We start from the raw sequence: 16,979 nt of genomic DNA on the forward strand, positions 1-16,979 counted from the left end.
GAAGTGCAACAAAAAGTGTATTTTATTTTTTTACGGCACTCCAACTGAAAATTCTTTTGCTAAATTATTAGATATGGTTCAATACAGTCAAACTTCATGGCAGGAATATACTCTGGCGAATTTGCTGGAGACCATGCGCTATGCGCCCATGAACGTGACTATCGGAAAAGTTCCCGTTATTCATTACACTCTGCCCCAGGCTATCGAAGCTGGCGAAATCGTCCGTTACACAGTGATGGTCGGTTTCCACAAAATCGGCTGGACCGGTCGCATCAGCGCTATCAATAACGGGAAAATCATGGTCCGCCTCGACAAGGGGCCGTTCCGCGGTTTTAACGCGAGCCACATGTTTACTGACGAAGGCAACTTGACCGCCTGCTACGACGAATTCTCGTTCCAGGGTTTCAACGAATTTCCGGAAGAAACCTTCGCTAAAGTAATGGACAGCGCTTCGATTGTATATGCGATTGCTAGCCGCAAGGACACCCGCGATGCCCTCGCCGCTATCGAAAGCAAGAAACAGACCCAAGGGTTCAACGCCATCGACCAGTCCGCTACCGCCGGATAAAACGGGATTTCCATGTACAAAAACTTGGAACAGGCACTGCTGGATCTTGAACGAGCAGGCATGCTCAAACGCATTCAGCGTGAAGTGGATCCGTACCTGGAAATGCCCGAAATCGCGCGCCAAGCTTTTGAAAACAATGGCCCAGCCATTCTATTCGAGCATGTCAAGGGAAGCCCCTTTAGGGCCGTCTGCAATATTTTCGGCACTCAAGAGCGGCTTGATTTTTTATTCCGCGACACCCTGAAAGGGACGCAGACCGCCGTAGTTTTCAAGTCGAATCCGGTAGAGTTCTTTAAGCACGCCTCGCCTGCCAAGCTTTTGAGGGCCGCCCGCACCGGCCTGCATTCGCTCCCGAAAAAGAGCGGAAGCATTCGCGATTTTAAGGAATGCAAACTTTCGGACCTGCCGCAAATTGTCTGCTGGCCTAATGACGGAGGCGCATTCCTGACTCTCCCGCAGGTGGCCTCGCGCCCCGCCGAGAACGCCTCGGTCATGACGACAAACGTGGGCATGTACCGCGTGCAGATTTCAGGCAATGAATACGCCCAAGACGAATGCGGGCTGCATTACCAAATCAAGCGAGACATCGCTAGACACCACCAGAAGGCCATTGAAGAAGGCCGCCCCCTCAAGGTGAGCATCTTTATCGGCGGTACGCCCGCGCAAACGGTCGCTGCCGTCATGCCCATGCCCGAGAACCTGAGCGAGCTCCTGTTTGCAGGCATGCTGGGCGGGCGCAGATTCCGGTATTTTGAACACGACGGTTACCTGGTTTCGAGCGACGCGGACTTTTGCATTCTGGGCGAGCTCCAGCCGGATTTGAAGCCCGAAGGCCCCTTCGGCGACCACATCGGTTACTATTCCGACAGGCATCCGTTCCCGTTCCTGAAAGTCAAGAAGGTCTTGTGCAAGAAGAACGCCATCTACCCCTTTACCGTCGTAGGGCGCCCGCCGCAAGAAGACACCCTATTCGGAAGCTTTATTCACCAGATTACAAGGCCCATGGTTCCGGCATCGATTCCGGGACTTGTGGCGCTCCATGCCGTCGATGACGCCGGAGTGCACCCGCTTTGCCTGGCGCTTGCCCACGAACGCTTTAGGCCCTTTGCCAAGCCCGAAGACCGCGAACCTCTTGAGCTTTTGAAAACCGCAAACGCGATTCTTGGATTCAATCAGGCGAGCCTAACTAAATACCTATTGATTGCCGCCGCCGAAGACGAAGAGGCAGGCCGTAAAATTGACGTCAACGATGTGGCCGGATTCTTCGGCCACGTGCTGGAGCGAATCGACTTTAGCCGCGACTTGCATTTTGAAACGAGTACGAGCATCGATACGCTCGACTATACGGGAAGCAAGCTGAATCACGGATCCAAGCTGACGCTTGCCGCCGCAGGCCTAAAGAAGCGCGAACTGCGTAACTCTCCCGAAGACTTGCAATCGCTCAAGATTCCGGGAATCACCGCAGCCAAAATCCCGATGCCAGGCGTGATTGTTTTGCAAGGTCCCGCTTATGAAAGCAGCGAGCGCGACGCCTTTATAGCCCAAATCGAAGAATCGCTTGCCCGCTGGGAATTCCGCGAGAATTATCCCTGGATTTCGATTGTCGATTCGGCGCCGATTCTTGACGGCTCGCTTGACATGAGCAACATTCGCGATTTCTTGTGGACGACGTTTACCCGTTCTGACCCGGCTAAGGACGTTTTCGGCTACCGCTCCCAAATTCGCGAAAAACACTGGGGTTGCGCAGCCCCGTTGATGGTGGACGCCCGTATCAAGCCACACCATCAAAAAGCGCTTATCGTTCCCGAAGAAATTCGCAAACGCGCGCATCAAGTTTTAGAGGAAGAAAAAGTTTTTGGGGGTTTTAAATGAATCGTTTGGGTTGGATAACCGCACTTTTTTTAAGTCTTGTTTCATTTGCCTATTCAGGCCATGTCTGCGGCACAGCCCAGATGATAGATTACCTTAAAAACAGGAACAAGGCAATCAAGCCGCTGCTTGCTCCCAAAACAAGCGCACTCACCGCAGGCACGGCGTGTACCGCCAGCAATCTGTACGATAGCGTCTATACCCGCACAACCAAACACTTCGAGATTTTCTATACGCTCGAAGGTCCGCACAAGACAACCAAAGCCTACATCGACTCCCTGGAAAAGGCCCTTGAATACGCCTGGAACTTTCATGTAAACAAGTCGGGAATGCGCACCCCCAAGGGTTATTTCGAAACCTATCACTATGAAAGGCCTACCCACGACGGCCTTTATCCGGTCGAAGTCATTGACTTGTCGACATTGCGCCATTACCGCTCGTTTTTTAGCGAGCCCTGCTATTACTGTTTCGGCCTCACGATTCCGATGGATGGTGAAGAAACCGAATTGCTTATCGAGAACGATTTCAAGCACGTCCCGAGCGGAGGCGCGATTATCGATTCCGTTACCTTTGGCGGCAAGACTTGCCCTTACTCCCGCGCTACCGAAGAATTCACGCACCCCATTTACAATTACTCCTACGCCAAGAACTTTATGGCAGCCCTCCGCGTAACGGCTGTCCACGAACTTTATCACGCCATCCAGTTTCGCTATCTGACCACTTCCGTGAATTTCTGGTTCGAGGCATCCGCTTCGGGCGTTGAAGAAATTGCCGCCCCCGACGTCGACGATTACTTTGAGCACCTTTCATCTTTGGCCGAAAATACCGGAAAGCCCTACACCACTCTTTCGAAACCTTACGGCGCAGGAATCTTGTTCATGTACCTGCACAATCATGTGGGCCACGATGTGAACAGGCTTATTTGGGAAAACTTCAATAAGGAACCCAACAAGAATTTCCAATACCAGTTGACACAAGTCGCCAAGAAAAAGAACCTCTCGGCAGATTCCCTGTTCCACGATTTCGCCACAAGGCTTGCGTTTACAGGAAAGAGAAGCGAGTTGGTTGACTCTTCGTTCTTGATTGCAAGCGACCAATCAAGATGGCCGGAATTCAAGGCAGAGGCGCAGTCCAAATCCTTTGATGCCCCCACGCTCGACTACATCGCCTACGATTACAAATCCAACGGATCACCCGATATGTCTAAATTCAAGGGCAGGGCCTCCGCTGTCGCCATCTATTCGGATTCTTACGCCATTCGTTTCTTGCCGACAACGAACAGCATTGATTCCGCCAAAACCGAATTTTTCGGCAAGGGCACACCCGATTCCACCCTCTGGGTATTCAGTCGCTTTTACGAAGACGAGCCTGTTCCCACCGTATTTAAAGATTCCTCCATGCGCGCCTACCCCACCCCTTGGCGAGAGGGACCGCTTTGCTTTACTCCGCTCCCGTACAACAAGGATTACATTGAAATCCGTAACCGTCGCGGCAACTTGATTACAAAAATCAAGTACAATTCCAGTACCCATTGCATAGACGAACGTGAAGTCAAGTCGCTTCTTGTTCCGGGCGTCTACCGCTTTAGAATCGGTAATAGCGGCAAACTGAAAGACTTTATCGTTGTTTATTAAAGCCAGCTGAAGATATTGTTCGTTTCTTCGAGCTTTGGCAAAATGGAACCGGCTGCAGGCTTATCGGTATTACGCAAAATGGCCTTGCAGGCTTCCGCAAACAAATCATGACCATTTTTATAATGGTCGTCTAGACGGCGGCGGGCATACCCCTCTGCCGAATGGTTATGGATCATGAAAGCCCAGTCCGAAGCCTGGAACAACATGAGTTCTCGCTCCATTTGCTTGATATAGCGAGTGAGCAATTTCACGCGAGGAGTCCCCGCGCCCATCTTTTCGCGGATAGACATCAAATGGTCAATCATGGCGCGCATGCGGTAAGATTGCGGGTAATACTTATCCGTTTCGCCGTTAATCCAAACAGAGCCGAAACCGCCTTCGCCCCAGCTAGAGAAGGCCGGTTCATGGGCATCGGGGTCTGCAGAACAGGTCATCACCTGGTCTGCGCCTGCAAATTCAATCACCGACGATGACGCGGCGCGCATCAGCATTTCTTCGAGGAAGATTGGCCCCTCAAACCACCAATGTCCAAAGAGTTCGGCGTCATAAGGGCAAAGCATGGCGGCTTTATGGCCTTCCATGTTCACCAGTAATTCCGAAATGGTCGCTTCACGGTTCACCACGAAAAGTCGCGCATGGTCTTCGGCGAGTTTCATCGCGTTCCACGGGCGGTAAATTTCCTTATGTTCGCCACCGGTAATGCGGTTGTACTTGAAACCGGAATCAATGGGCGTATCGCCGGCAAAGAAGTATTCGCCCAAATAATCGCGCGGGCGGTTTTTCGAAATGTCGGTAAAGAATTCGCGGTACTCGGGGTGACCCGGATAACCTGTACGACGGCTCCAGACTTCCATGGAACTTTTCTGTTCGCGGCCCATGCAATAAAGCCCCTGCGTGGTACGCAGCGGCGTGAACACGCCGTACTTGGGCGTGGGCGAAGCAAGCAATACACCATGGGTTTCCAGGAAGAAGTAATGCAGGCCGAATTCGGCGAGGTACTTGTCGAGTCCCGGAAAGTAGCCGCATTCCGGGAGCCACACGCCCATGGGCTTACGGCCGAAAGCACGCTCGAACGCCCGCACAGTCACATCCAGCTGCATGCGAATAGATGCCGGATCGCTCTGGTACGCCGGCAAAAACGGGTGCGTGCCCACGCAAGTGAGCAAGTTCAGCTTTCCGGCTTTTTCAAGCTCCAGGAATTCCGCCAGCAGATTGCGATGAATACGGTTTTCCCACAAATCAATCAGCGTATGCTGGCGAGACAGGTAAAAATGTGAAAGAGTTTCTAAGTCCGTACCCGCATTGCGAGCCACTTCTTTTTCAATCAGCTTGAGCTGGTGTTTCAAATGGTCCGAAAACTTATCGAGCAAGCTTTCGTCTGAAAGCATTTCGATAAGCGGGGGCGAAACGCTCAAGTTAAGAGTCCCGGGAACACCCTTTTCCAGGAGACGGCGCATGGCCTGCACCAAAGGCAGGTATGTTTCGGCAATAGCTTCGAAAAGCCAGTTCTCTTCGAAAAAGCGTTTATATTCCGGATGCCGCACAAAAGGTAAATGTGCGTGCATCAGGAAAATGATTTTTCCGGGAGCTCCCATTAAAACGGATTACTCCGTGCGCTTTACGACAATCGGAACGATCGTGGTCGGAAAATCTCCATCCTTGTCGGTCGCAAACACCGGAATGATCTTGGTAGAATCCGGCAGGTCTTCTTCAAAGCTGAAGGTGCCATCCGGATTCAGCGGGAACGGTTCGCCGCGCACCTGGAGGTGTGCATCCGGGCGAGTACCGCCGTAAACGATCAAGCGGGTCTTGACCCAGAGGAAGAAATCCTTACCGTAGTTCACGGAATCCTTGGCGACTTCGATGTTGTTAGACTGAAGTGCTGCGCTGGAAAGTGCACCGGAGAACATGGATTCAGAAGAACTGCCGAAGTTTCCGCCCAGGCTATTGAGCCAGGATTCAGCCGTCTGGCTCGAGAATCCGGAACTCATGAAGTTGCCGAGCGTGTTGCCACCGAGAGAGGCCTTGGCGAAGGCATCGTCTGCGGCAGGAGCGGCAGCGGACTTGTCAAAAGTCATGACCGGAGCCGATTCCACGATGGGCATGAAGTTCTTGCCGGACACGGCACCGAGAACGGCCACACAGGACTTGCCTGCGGTATTTTCGACATACCAGCTGCGGGCATTTGCGGGCACTTCGATGTCGCGGAACTTACGTTTCTTGCTACGCTGCACCGTGAGGTCATCGGCTATGTCGAACAGGCGAAGAACAATTTTCCCCTTACCGTGCTTTGCTTCATTAATTCTGTTTTCAGATACTTCCCAGAAAGCATGCATCCAGTTCGGGTCCTTCTGCATGAGTACCAGGTATTCGGCATCGAACGACTGAGCGAGTTTGGCGACTTCCTTTTCAGAGGCCTTGGCCTTGGTAGCGGTCTTTGACGCCACCTTTTTGACTGCAGTCTTAGCGGCCGTCTTTACAGCCGTTTTTACAGCGGCGACCTTCGTTGCCGCTGCCTTAACAGCAGTTGCTTTCGCTGCAGATGATTTAGCAGCCGTCGTTTTAGTTGCAGCTGTTTTGGCGGTAGAAGTCTTAGCGGTCGTCTTCTTGGCGGCAACCTTCTTGACTTCGTCGGAGAGTTTGGAAACCTTCGTTGCAGCAGCCTTCTTTACCTTGGCCACAGCTTTCACGGCCTTTTCTTCGGCGTCTTTCATCGCCTTGAGGGTCGTGGACTTTGCAGTCTTAACCTTGGATTTTATTTCAGTCTCTTTTTTTATAGCCATATTAGGCCTCCTTCATTAAAAATCCTACCTGCGCTCCTGTCCCCAAGTCGCAATACCGGTCAAACCGATTCGCAGCCCGATGAACATTTCTTCCCATTCCGACTTGGCGTCGGAGAAGCGCTTGCCCCCCTGGAAAGCGACATCGATTGTAGTCCCCTTACGACCCAGCGGAAATCCGCCGCCAATCGAGCCACCTACTTCAAAGACATCCTTGATGTACCAGTTTCTGTACCAGGCACCTGCACGGTAGTTGATACGGTTCCAGTAAGATTCATAGAACAGCGGACTGCCGTCAAACTGGTAACCGAGCGAAACCATAAAGTCCGTCTGGGTCTCTGTCACCTCGGGCATATTCCAACCGCCCGCAATGTTTTCAATATCATCGTCCCACACGCGCCAAGTCAAGTCGACCATGACATTGTGGCGTTTGGCCAAACGGTAGTTGATACCGGTCGCAAGCATGGCGGGCACATCGATTTCTCGCTTTGAACGGGTCGATTCCAGCGTATCCAATTCGCTGAATCTAAAGTTATAGTCCAGCGTATTCAGCAAAGTGTAGCCCGTGGTAAACGAGAAGAAATAAGAGGCGTTTTTGCCACGGTACTGGACAGCACCCGTGTAGTACGCCGGATGATCCTTGATTTCCCAAGCGCCTTCGACATAGTCCGAAAGAATGTAGTCACCGGTCGCCCAGGAATCGCTCTTGTCGATGTTTTCGTTATTGGCACCAAGAGTCAAGTTCCTGGAGTTATTGCCCATGACGACGTGAGCGGAAGCTCCCAACGAAAGCGAACGGAAGAACGGCAAGCGTACAGCGTAAGTCGGAACGAGTTCATACACGCTGCCCCTGTATTCCAGCTTTGCATTCGCAAGGGTTTCCTTGTTCTTGTATTCGTCTTCAAAAGACGCTGCATAATGCTGCCACAAAGAAAGCCCCATCGCGCCGAACGAGCCCATGGGGAACGAAAGGTTGAAAGACGGCATCGATAAACTGGAATGGGAATAATGAGAGCCTCCGTTACGGGCGCCATCAAGTTCCATCGAGAAGTTCAGGTTAAAGACCACCTTTGCATCAAAAGCCAAGCGAGCCGGGTTCACGACCGAAAGGCCTTCGGCATCACCCGTCTTGGCATTGCCGGCAAAGCCGCGACCAGCAGCTGAAGCGGTTCCGCCCATGACGTTTTCTTCGCCAAGGGCATCCAAACCGATCATCGAAGAAAAAGCAAAACTCGAAAAAACACCTAGTACAAGCAAAAACTTTTTCATTTTTCATCCTCCCGCTTGGAAGCAAGCCAGAGTTTGACGGTCATCGGATTCTCCATTGCCGTCGAGAAATCGTAGCGGGCATAGTCAAAGTAACCGAAATACTTGTAAAGGGTATCATTCTTCGTCTTGTAAGTCGTATCACCCTTAGCGGACACCACCTTCGTCTTTTTGGTAATGATCGTGTCCCTGTAAACAGTCATCTTTTCTTGCAAGAACGGCCAGCCAATACGCATGCTGAACTTCAGGCTGCGACCATCGCTAGCCTTATTGAGGAAATCGCGGAAACCATACGACAGCTGAAGTGTCAAGGAATCGCCCTCATGGAACACCAGGTTCTGGTGGCCCTCGCTCAAGATTACCGCGGTATCGAGGCGGTACCTTTCCATACGGCGGTATCTGAGATCCGCGGTATCCAAATAACGCATGTCGGCACTATCGACATAAGAGCCCGCCACAATCTGGATCGGAAGGCCCAGTTCGTTGCTGCCCTTGGAGTCATCGCGGGCCATTGTAATTTGCGCATGGATTACCGTCTGGCGGACATCGTTACTGTCGCCCTTGATGAACGGAAATTCATCGCCATAGAATTCGGACAAGGCCTCAAGGATAGGTTCGGACGGAATTTCCACCACCAGGGAATCGAAAACTCCACCGCCATGCAGAATCGCACATTCCGGGCATTCCTCCTCGTTTTTCACGATATTTGCCATGCGGAACGGAGTCGGAGTCGGCTTCATGTAGGTCGTAGAATCGGAATAGAGCACCAAAGACGGCGGATAAGAAGTCGAAGCGTCACCATAGAAACGGTAGAGACGAGGTGCATTTGGAGCCGAAAGGCGCAACTGCAAATGAGCGGAGCCCTTCACCTTCTTGAGTTCCTTCACCAGGGCAGAGGGAAGATCCAGACGGACAGCGGCCGTCGTGTCGTTTTTAACACGCTTCATGTTGACCACGGTATCGGCCGAACCGTCGCTTTTCCATTCCTTCAGTTCCTTATACCAAGTCGAATCTGCAATCTTGGTAATCTTGTTGAAGTACGACTTGTAAGAATCCTTGTTGTTCGTTTCGAGTTTCCAGCTTACCGTCACTTCGAGTTCATCGTCAAACGGCAGGGAATCGCTAGGATACTGCTTTGCATTGTAGAACGGCTTAAGCCAAGAGAGAATGAGGAACGCACCCGCGGTATCGGACTTACTCATTTTCTTCATGAAACTCGTATCCGAATAGGCCAAATCAAAAACCAAGTCATGCGTGAGGTTCGAAACATGACCAAGCACAGCATTCACATCGGCGGACTTGGGACGCATATCGAAATTCACTTCGACCGATGACGGCTTGATGTTATCAATGCTCAAAGTCTGCACTTGATAGTTATTCGGAAGGCCTCGGTCAGAGAGCCAAGATTCCAAGCCATTATCGTCAGAATCAAACAAGCAGGACGTCAACGCCATAGAGCACAGCAACGTCACCACAATCAATTGTGTCGTTTTCAAATTATTAAACAATGTTTTCTTCACTCAGTACTCCGAGTCTAGTCTGTAATTCCGTGGAGAATATAGCAAATTAGATGTGAAAAGTTACCGATAGCCAGCCATAAGTTTTACTATATTTACGCCCGAAAATACAAGAGGATATTATGTCTCAGTTTAATGCGCATTTCAGGAACATCAACGGTGACGATACCTACCCGCTGACCGACGTCATTTACCGTAGCAAGGTGGACGGAAGCCTGCTCGAAGTCGAACACGACCGTGCAGCCCTTGCCGAGAAGAGCCCCGAAGAATGGAAGAAGCTCTTCGCCGAACGCCGCATGAGCTTTGAACCGGCCGACATGAGCGGCATTTGGAGCAAGCGCGAAATGGTGCTTCCCGACATGCCCCTCGAAGACATCGTGACGATGCGCGAAGGCTGGAGCCCGCTCTTTGATGCGGCCCCGCTGGCCAAGGAAATGGGCATCAAGAGCCTGAAGGTGAAGCTCTGCGGCAACTCCCACACCGGTTCTTTCAAGGACCTCGGCATGACGGTTCTCGTGAGCCAGGTGAACCACATTATCAAGAAAAAGATTCACGAAATTGACGCCGTGGCCTGCGCCTCTACCGGCGACACCTCCGCAGCCCTGAGCGCCTACTGCGCGAAGGCCGGCATCCCGAGCATCGTATTCCTCCCCGCCGGGAAGACCAGCGTTGCCCAGCTAATCCAGCCGATTTCTAACGGCAGCATCGTGCTCGCCCTCGACACCGACTTTGACGGTTGCATGAAGATTGTGCAGCAGGTCACCGCCGACAACCGCATCTACCTCGCGAACTCCATGAACAGCCTCCGCGTGGAAGGCCAGAAGACGATTTCTCCGGAAATCTGCCAGGAAATGGGCTGGAAGGTGCCCGACACCGTGATTATCCCGGGTGGAAACCTCGGTAACGTCAGTGCTCTCGCCAAGGGTTTCGAAGACTGCAAGGCCATGGGCCTTATCGACCGCATCCCGCGCATTATCGTCGCCCAGGCCGAGAACGCCAACCCGTTCTACCAGGCTTACGAACGCAGCTTCGACAAGCTCGTTCCGATGCAGGCGAAGAAGACGCTCGCCTCTGCCATCCAGATCGGTAACCCGGTCAGCTACCCGAAGGCAGTACGCGCCATCCAGAAGACGAACGGCATGGTGGTGAGCGTTACCGAAGAAGAACTGGCGAACGCCGCCCACCGCGGTGACCGCATCGGTCTCTACTGCTGCCCGCATACGGGTGTCGCCCTCGGCGCCCTCGAAAAGCTTGTGGCCGCAGGCAAGATTGACAAGGAAGAAAATGTGGTCGTCATCAGCACGGCACACGGCCTCAAGTTCACCGAATTCAAGGTGGGCTACCACGAAAAGAAGCTCGAGAATATCTGCTCCAAGTTCGCGAACCCCGTGTTCAAGGCCCCGGCAGACCTCGGCGCCGTCATGGACATCTTGAAGAAAGAGATGGCCGAAAGAAGGCGCTAATGCGACAAATCGTCATTCCGGCCACCGCCGGAATCTAGAAAAGCTCCGCTGCAAACGCGGAGCTTTCTTTTTTTATGAATTTTGAGCGGAATCCAGGCGTTCCCCGATGACCAAGCTCAAATAGGCGACTGCGGCCGATACCGACGCGACAACGCTACCCGAACCGTAGAACATGACTCCAAATACGGCCGGGGCAAGCATCAGGAGCGTGGAAAACAGGATGTTGTTATTTGCAATGCTAAAGCGATTCATAATTTACCTCTCTTTTACGCTCCTAAAATTAGGTTTTAACCAATGACAAAAACTGTCAATTTTTAGAAAAATTGAAATCATGTAAATACAAAGCCATACACACGACTTAGAATGGACGAAAGGGGCTTATTTTTCTATATTTGCACCGAAATTTGAAAACGAGCATCATATGAGCGAAAACTACAAGTACGGATTTGTCACGGATATCGAAAACGAGGCCTTCGAGAAGGGCTTGAACGAAGATATCATCCGAAGAGCCTCCAAGCTCCGCGGCGAACCGCAGTTTATGCTCGATTTCCGACTAAAAGCCTATGAAAAGCTCCAGACCATGAAGCAACCCAATTGGGGCGAGCTGAGCTTTAATCCGGTTGATCTGCAGGACATAGTCTATTACTCCGCCCCGAAGACCAAGAAGAGCCACGAAAAGATTGAAGACGTGGACCCGGAGTTGCTCGCCACCTTCGAAAAGCTCGGCATTCCGCTGGACGAACAGAAGCGTCTGGCCAACGTGGCCGTAGACGCGGTCTTTGACTCGGTGAGCATATACACCAGCCACAAGCGCAAGCTCATGGAAATGGGCATTTTGTTCTGCAGCATTAGCGACGCCATCAAGGAATACCCCGAACTCATCGAGGAATACCTGGGAAGCGTGGTGCCCGCAGGCGACAACTATTTTGCGGCTTTGAACAGCGCGGTATTCGGCGACGGAAGTTTCGTCTATATTCCGCCTGGAGTCAAGTGCCCCATGGACCTTTCCACCTACTTCCGCATCAACAACAAGGAAGCAGGCCAGTTCGAACGCACCTTGATTATCGCTGATGAAGGAGCGAGCGTGAGCTACCTGGAAGGCTGCACCGCGCCGGAATACAGCAGCAAGCAGTTGCACAGCGCCATCGTAGAACTTGTAGCGAAGGACAACGCAAGCATCAAGTATTCAACCGTGCAGAACTGGTACGCGGGCGACCGCGAGACGGGCGCTGGCGGCGTGTACAACTTTGTCACGAAGCGCGGCAAATGCGCGGGCAAGAACAGCCGCATCAGCTGGACGCAGGTCGAAACCGGTTCCGCAATCACGTGGAAGTACCCGAGCTGCGTGCTGCTGGGAGACAACTCCGTCGGAGAATTCTACAGCGTGGCCCTCACCAACGGGCACATGCAGGCCGACACCGGCACCAAGATGATTCACATCGGCAAGAACACCAAGAGCACTATCATTTCAAAGGGCATCAGCGCCGACTACTCGAGCAACGCCTACCGCGGCGAAGTGAGCATTCGCAAGTCGGCCGCGGGAGCCCGCAACTACACGCAATGCGACAGCATGCTCGTGGGCGACAAGAGTGCGGCTCACACCTTCCCCTACATCACCGTCGCAAACGCGAGCTCCACCACCGAACACGAGGCGACCACCAGCCGCATCAGCGAAGACCAGCTCTTCTACTTCGAGAGCCGCGGCATCAAGCGCGAAGACGCCATTCAGGCGATGGTCGGCGGATTCTGCAAGGACGTATTTAAAGAGCTCCCGGGCGAATTCGCCACGGAAGCCCGTCAGTTACTGACACTCAAGCTCGAACACAGCGTCGGGTAATCGTTACTGAATGTCATCCTGAACGAAGCGTAGCGAAGTTGAAGGATCTAAAAGAGATTCTTCGACTACGAACCATTCGGTTCTCCGCTCAGAATGACAATCTACTAACGAAGCAGCTATTAACTACCTAGCTACAACTTGCTTTCTAATTTTCTCTGAAAGTTCGCGGCCGCCAAGCTGCGCAATACATTCAAAAGCAAATTCTTCGGCAGAGCCTGCGCCACGGCTCGTGACGATGTTTCCATCTACGACCACGCGGTCTTCGACGAACTTTTTACAGACAAGTTCACTTTCGCAGCCCGGGAAACAGGTCGCAGTCTTATCGGCAAGGATTCCCGCCTTGCTGAGCACCAGCGGAGCCGCGCAAATGGCAAAAATCCACTTGCCTTTGTCGTTGAATTCGTGAATAACTTTTTCCACTTCAGCAGAAGCCTTCAGATTCTTGACGCCAATGCCGCCACCGGGCAAAAGAATGCCGTCAAAAGCGGCTGTATCGGCACCCGAAAGAGCAAAGTCCGTCTGAATTCTAAGGCCGCGCAACCCAATCACTTCGGCCTTGCCAGAAACGCTTGCGAGAGCGACCTCAAAACCCGCCCGCTGCAAATAGTCAAACGGGGTCACAAACTCAGTTTCTTCGAAACCATCAGCCAACAAAAATAAAATCTGCATTGTTTACCTCTTTTTTTAAAAGAAATTTAAATAAAATTTTTAAGAATCACATTCCAAGCCAAAGTTTTACGGTTTATTCAGATTTAATACTGTCTACCGTCTACCGCCTACTGCCTACTATTTTTCTATCTTTGGGCCATGAATTTCAAGGACCGCATTATCCGCGCTACGGGCAAGAAGACGCCCTTCCGCCTGATTGTCGTCGACTTGACCGCGACGATGAACGAAATCGGCAAGAAGCATAACGCACAGGGTTTCGCCCTCAAGCTCTTGGCCGAAAACTCCATCGCAAGCATTTTCTTGAGCGCCTCGCTCAAGTTCCCGGGCACCGTGAGCTTTACCACCCGATTCTCGGGCGAAATCACGCTGGTGCAGTCGGACTCCACGCCGCAGGGCCTGGTGCGCGCCATGATTCCGCAGCCGGAACTCCAGGCCGTGGGCGGTAACGAACCCGCTCTGATTCCGCAGAGCGTGCGCGTCATCAAGCTGAACGAACAGGGCAAGCGCGTCCACGAAAGCATTATCGAGGCTCCCGCCGTATCGATGGGCCAGAACCTCGCCACCTACCTTTTGCAGTCCGAACAGATCCGCTCGGCCGTGGGCATCGAAGCTGCCTTCAACAAAGAAGACCCGAGCAAGCTCGACTACGCCGCCGGTTTCTACATCGAAGCCTTCCCCGACCTCGAAGACAAGGACATTAACCTGATCGAAGTCATCATCCAGAATCTGCCGAAGTTCAAGGACATGTATACGCCCGAAGGCTTTGACCTGGACGAGCTCCTGGACCAGCTGCGCGGCCCCTACGAAATCGATATCGTAAAAGAAATCGACCCGAAGGCTTACTGCCCCTGCAGCCGCGAACGCACCGTGGCAACGCTTGCAACACTCCCGCTCAAGGACTTGCAGGACCTCGAAAAAGAAGGCAAGGACCTCGAAGTGACTTGCGACTTCTGCCGCACCCCGTACCAGATTACGATTGCGGATTTAAGAGAAATTATTAAGGAACGGAAAAAATAATGTGTAATGTGTAATGTGAAATGTGTAATTAATCATTTCTCATCACACATCACACACCTCACATTTTTTAACCATTAACCATAAGCAAGCTATCATGTTCTCGAAACAATGTGTCGTTACCCTGGACCTTGAAGGTGTCCTCGCCCCTGAAATCTGGATCGCCGTCGCCGAAAAGACCGGCATCAAGGACCTGCGCCTCACCACCCGTGACATTCCCGACTACGACGTGCTCATGAAGGGCCGCATCAAGATTCTCGAACGCGAAGGCATCAAGCTTTCGGACATCCAGAACGTGATCGCAAACCTCGGCTTGCTCGATGGCGCCCGCGCTTTTATGGACCAGCTCCGCGACGAAGCCCAGGTGATTATTCTTTCGGACACGTTCCAGGAATTCGCCTACCCCATCATGAAAAATCTCGGTTTCCCGACTATCTTCTGCCACAACCTGGAAGTCGAAAACGACATGATCAAGGGCTACCACCTGCGACTCACCGACCAGAAGACGAAAGTCGTGAAGCACCTGCAGGACCTGAACTTCAAGGTATTCGCCAGCGGCGATTCCTTCAACGACACGGGCATGCTCAAGCAGGCCGACAAGGGCTGCTTCTTCTGCGCGCCGGATTCCATCGTGGCCCAGTTTCCGCAGCTCGAAGCCACCAAGACCTACGCCGAGCTCCTGGAAAAATTCCACCAGTTCCAGGCAACGCTGTAATTAGTAGACAAGGGTTCTGCCCCCTAAAACTGAATTTTTCAAACAGCGGACGCTGACGCCGGCGTCCTTGTAGTTTTCGAACAATGTCGCGGCGTCGTTTTCGTAACGCAAAACCAAGGTGATCGACTCGTCGTCATCGACCTCGGTGGCGCTCCAGAAGAAGGCTCCCGAATTGACGAATGACTGATGCGTCTTGCCCTTTTGCGGGAGACGCACGCCGCCCGGCAATGCGGTAAAACCGTAATCGTCGGTACCGTCTTTGTAATGTCCCTTATCGCTCCACTTGATCGTGGCCTTGAGAATCTTCCCTGCCGTGGCAGAGTCTCCGACAAATTCGATCAGCGTATTCCATTCCGCCTGGCTTGGCAAGCGCCAGCCGACGGGGCACGCGGTCTTCGCTTCGTCCCATGAATAAAGGCAGCCGTACAAGGTAAGGTATTCCATTTCTCCGCAGATGCTGTTGGCCGTTTCATAGTCAAGGTTTTCGGCCATCCAGACTTGATTGCCGATTTTCACGGTCTTGTAAGTCTTGCCATCGCGCGAGTCCTTGAGGGTATTCGAGGAAGCATCGAATTCGCTGCCGCCACTATTACCAGAATCATGACCGGAGCCACCATTTGCTCCGGTAGAAGAACCATCACCACTACAGGCAACAAGAAAAGCCAAAACAGTCAATGCACAAATTTTTTTCATATCAGCACAAAAGTAGTTTTTCACGACCTAGCTCACATAATAAACGATAAAATGCACCCGTTTCCAGGTGCATGATTTCATATTTAGAACAAACAAAAAGCCGATGGAGACAATCCACCGGCTTCTCTCTCAGAAAAAAATAGATTTTAATTCCCCGCAATTTCTCTAGCCTTCGCCTCGATTTCGGCGATGGCTTTTTTGCGGCCTTCGGCAGAGTCTCCGTTGTTCAGCACAATGTTCACAAACACGGAGCCCGCGACCACAGCGTACACGTGCTTGCTGAGCACCTTGGACTGTTCGCCATTACGGATACCGAAGCCGCCCAGCACCTTCGCGCCACCCTTACCGACGGTGTCGATAAAGTCCAGGGTCGCCTGGTCAATCGTCGTTTCGCTACCGGTCGTACCGGCGCGGAGTGCGGCGTAGATGTACTTGAAGCCCTTGGAGGCCATTGCTTCGAGGCGTTCCTTGGTCATGCTGGGAGCGGCCACCGGGATGTTTTCGAGACCATGCTTCTTGCAAGCTTCAGTCAGGCCTTCGTCGCCGTCGAACGGCAAGTCCGGAATGATGCAAGCGGATACGCCCGCATCCTTGCACATCTTGACGAAGTTTTCGATGCCCGGCGTAAAGGCGAGGGAGCCGTAAGTCATGATGTAGATGGGCGTTTCGGGGTGGCGTTCGTGAATTTTTTTCACGATTTCGAGGCCCTGCTTGGTGGAGTAACCCTTATCGAGAGCGATGGTCGATGCCGTCTGGATGGCCGGACCGTCGGCACTCGGATCGCTGAAGGCAAGCTGAATTTCAAGGATGTTGGCGCCACCCTTCACAAGAGCGTCGGCGATGGCGATAGAAGTTTCTGCGTCAGGAAAACCCGCAATAAGATGAGACATTAAGTTCATAATTAATTCTCGCGGCTTTGCCGCTGTTGAAAGGTTTTAGTAGGAAGTAGGAAGT

At 52.4% G+C, this 16,979-nt stretch carries 15 protein-coding genes; 7 read left to right on the forward strand and 8 right to left on the reverse strand.

Annotated elements, in window-relative coordinates; all coding sequences use genetic code 11:
- Window positions 1-73 precede the first annotated feature (73 nt).
- From B7988_RS08085 to B7988_RS08095, 3 genes are read left to right on the forward strand one after another with little or no spacing between them, the layout of a single operon-like run.
- Window positions 74-568: a hypothetical protein gene (locus B7988_RS08085; RefSeq protein ID WP_141225602.1), complete on the forward strand. Its 495-nt coding sequence runs from the start codon at window positions 74-76 to the stop codon at window positions 566-568.
- A gap of 12 nt (window positions 569-580) precedes the next feature.
- Window positions 581-2,440, forward strand: coding sequence for a UbiD family decarboxylase (locus tag B7988_RS08090; protein WP_088657511.1), 1,860 nt, complete (start codon window positions 581-583; stop codon window positions 2,438-2,440).
- Window positions 2,437-4,071, forward strand: a complete 1,635-nt coding sequence (locus B7988_RS08095) for a hypothetical protein (protein ID WP_088657512.1) — start codon at window positions 2,437-2,439, stop codon at window positions 4,069-4,071. Before B7988_RS08090 ends, B7988_RS08095 begins: the two co-directional genes overlap by 4 nt.
- Here the strand turns inward: B7988_RS08095 and B7988_RS08100 are convergent.
- The 4 genes from B7988_RS08100 to B7988_RS08115 are packed head-to-tail and all read right to left on the reverse strand — an operon-like array spanning window position 4,068 to window position 9,637.
- Window positions 4,068-5,666: a 1,4-alpha-glucan branching protein domain-containing protein gene (locus tag B7988_RS08100; RefSeq protein ID WP_088657513.1), complete on the reverse strand. Its 1,599-nt coding sequence runs from the start codon at window positions 5,664-5,666 to the stop codon at window positions 4,068-4,070. The two genes, B7988_RS08095 and B7988_RS08100, sit on opposite strands and share 4 nt — an antisense overlap.
- A gap of 9 nt (window positions 5,667-5,675) precedes the next feature.
- Complete coding sequence (locus B7988_RS08105) at window positions 5,676-6,854, reverse strand: DUF4912 domain-containing protein (protein WP_141225603.1); 1,179 nt, start codon at window positions 6,852-6,854, stop codon at window positions 5,676-5,678.
- Window positions 6,855-6,878: 24 nt separating this feature from the next.
- Window positions 6,879-8,120, reverse strand: a complete 1,242-nt coding sequence (locus tag B7988_RS08110; RefSeq protein WP_088657514.1) for a hypothetical protein — start codon at window positions 8,118-8,120, stop codon at window positions 6,879-6,881.
- On the reverse strand, window positions 8,117-9,637 hold the full coding sequence (locus tag B7988_RS08115; protein ID WP_139261042.1) for a hypothetical protein: 1,521 nt from the start codon (window positions 9,635-9,637) through the stop codon (window positions 8,117-8,119). The genes B7988_RS08110 and B7988_RS08115 overlap by 4 nt, the downstream gene beginning before the upstream one ends.
- Before the next feature lie 119 nt (window positions 9,638-9,756).
- On the opposite strand from B7988_RS08115, the gene thrC reads away from it, so the two are divergent.
- Window positions 9,757-11,097: a threonine synthase gene (gene thrC / locus B7988_RS08120; protein WP_088657515.1), complete on the forward strand. Its 1,341-nt coding sequence runs from the start codon at window positions 9,757-9,759 to the stop codon at window positions 11,095-11,097.
- A gap of 72 nt (window positions 11,098-11,169) precedes the next feature.
- Here thrC and B7988_RS08125 read toward each other — a convergent pair whose 3' ends face one another.
- Entirely contained in the window at window positions 11,170-11,349 is a 180-nt protein-coding gene (locus B7988_RS08125) for a hypothetical protein (RefSeq protein ID WP_088657516.1), read from the reverse strand.
- A 169-nt stretch (window positions 11,350-11,518) separates the two neighbouring features.
- Between B7988_RS08125 and sufB the strand changes: the two genes are divergently transcribed.
- Entirely contained in the window at window positions 11,519-12,934 is a 1,416-nt protein-coding gene (gene sufB, locus B7988_RS08130; RefSeq protein WP_088657517.1) for a Fe-S cluster assembly protein SufB, read from the forward strand.
- 123 nt (window positions 12,935-13,057) lie between these two features.
- On the opposite strand, the gene B7988_RS08135 is transcribed toward sufB, so the two are convergent.
- Window positions 13,058-13,603, reverse strand: a complete 546-nt coding sequence (locus tag B7988_RS08135; protein ID WP_088657518.1) for a DJ-1 family glyoxalase III — start codon at window positions 13,601-13,603, stop codon at window positions 13,058-13,060.
- A gap of 138 nt (window positions 13,604-13,741) precedes the next feature.
- Between B7988_RS08135 and B7988_RS08140 the strand changes: the two genes are divergently transcribed.
- Complete coding sequence (locus B7988_RS08140) at window positions 13,742-14,620, forward strand: Hsp33 family molecular chaperone HslO (RefSeq protein WP_088657519.1); 879 nt, start codon at window positions 13,742-13,744, stop codon at window positions 14,618-14,620.
- Window positions 14,621-14,714: 94 nt separating this feature from the next.
- The gene (gene thrH, locus B7988_RS08145; protein WP_088657520.1) at window positions 14,715-15,332 is read left to right on the forward strand and encodes a bifunctional phosphoserine phosphatase/homoserine phosphotransferase ThrH; all 618 of its coding nucleotides are present in this window, start codon (window positions 14,715-14,717) and stop codon (window positions 15,330-15,332) included.
- On the opposite strand, the gene B7988_RS08150 is transcribed toward thrH, so the two are convergent.
- Window positions 15,333-16,025 carry a fibrobacter succinogenes major paralogous domain-containing protein gene (locus tag B7988_RS08150; protein WP_088657521.1) on the reverse strand — a complete coding sequence of 231 codons (693 nt, stop codon included), beginning with the start codon at window positions 16,023-16,025 and terminating at the stop codon, window positions 15,333-15,335.
- A 146-nt stretch (window positions 16,026-16,171) separates the two neighbouring features.
- Window positions 16,172-16,915, reverse strand: coding sequence for a tryptophan synthase subunit alpha (trpA, locus tag B7988_RS08155; RefSeq protein ID WP_249268916.1), 744 nt, complete (start codon window positions 16,913-16,915; stop codon window positions 16,172-16,174).
- Window positions 16,916-16,979 lie beyond the last annotated feature (64 nt).

The organism is Fibrobacter sp. UWB1, from assembly GCF_002210325.1.
In the GTDB taxonomy this organism is placed as follows: Bacteria; Fibrobacterota; Fibrobacteria; order Fibrobacterales; family Fibrobacteraceae; genus Fibrobacter.

Bases quoted from the DNA above. Each gene is read 5' to 3' on its own strand.
- B7988_RS08125 (WP_088657516.1), bottom strand. From the start codon at position 11,349: ATGAATCGCTTTAGCATTGCAAATAACAACATCCTGTTTTCCACGCTC.
- B7988_RS08105 (WP_141225603.1), bottom strand. From the start codon at position 6,854: ATGGCTATAAAAAAAGAGACTGAAATAAAATCCAAGGTTAAGACTGCA.
- thrH (WP_088657520.1), top strand. From the start codon at position 14,715: ATGTTCTCGAAACAATGTGTCGTTACCCTGGACCTTGAAGGTGTCCTC.
- B7988_RS08090 (WP_088657511.1), top strand. From the start codon at position 581: ATGTACAAAAACTTGGAACAGGCACTGCTGGATCTTGAACGAGCAGGC.
- B7988_RS08150 (WP_088657521.1), bottom strand. From the start codon at position 16,025: ATGAAAAAAATTTGTGCATTGACTGTTTTGGCTTTTCTTGTTGCCTGT.
- sufB (WP_088657517.1), top strand. From the start codon at position 11,519: ATGAGCGAAAACTACAAGTACGGATTTGTCACGGATATCGAAAACGAG.
- B7988_RS08110 (WP_088657514.1), bottom strand. From the start codon at position 8,120: ATGAAAAAGTTTTTGCTTGTACTAGGTGTTTTTTCGAGTTTTGCTTTT.
- thrC (WP_088657515.1), top strand. From the start codon at position 9,757: ATGTCTCAGTTTAATGCGCATTTCAGGAACATCAACGGTGACGATACC.
- B7988_RS08085 (WP_141225602.1), top strand. From the start codon at position 74: ATGGTTCAATACAGTCAAACTTCATGGCAGGAATATACTCTGGCGAAT.
- B7988_RS08140 (WP_088657519.1), top strand. From the start codon at position 13,742: ATGAATTTCAAGGACCGCATTATCCGCGCTACGGGCAAGAAGACGCCC.
- B7988_RS08095 (WP_088657512.1), top strand. From the start codon at position 2,437: ATGAATCGTTTGGGTTGGATAACCGCACTTTTTTTAAGTCTTGTTTCA.
- B7988_RS08135 (WP_088657518.1), bottom strand. From the start codon at position 13,603: ATGCAGATTTTATTTTTGTTGGCTGATGGTTTCGAAGAAACTGAGTTT.
- trpA (WP_249268916.1), bottom strand. From the start codon at position 16,915: ATGTCTCATCTTATTGCGGGTTTTCCTGACGCAGAAACTTCTATCGCC.
- B7988_RS08100 (WP_088657513.1), bottom strand. From the start codon at position 5,666: ATGGGAGCTCCCGGAAAAATCATTTTCCTGATGCACGCACATTTACCT.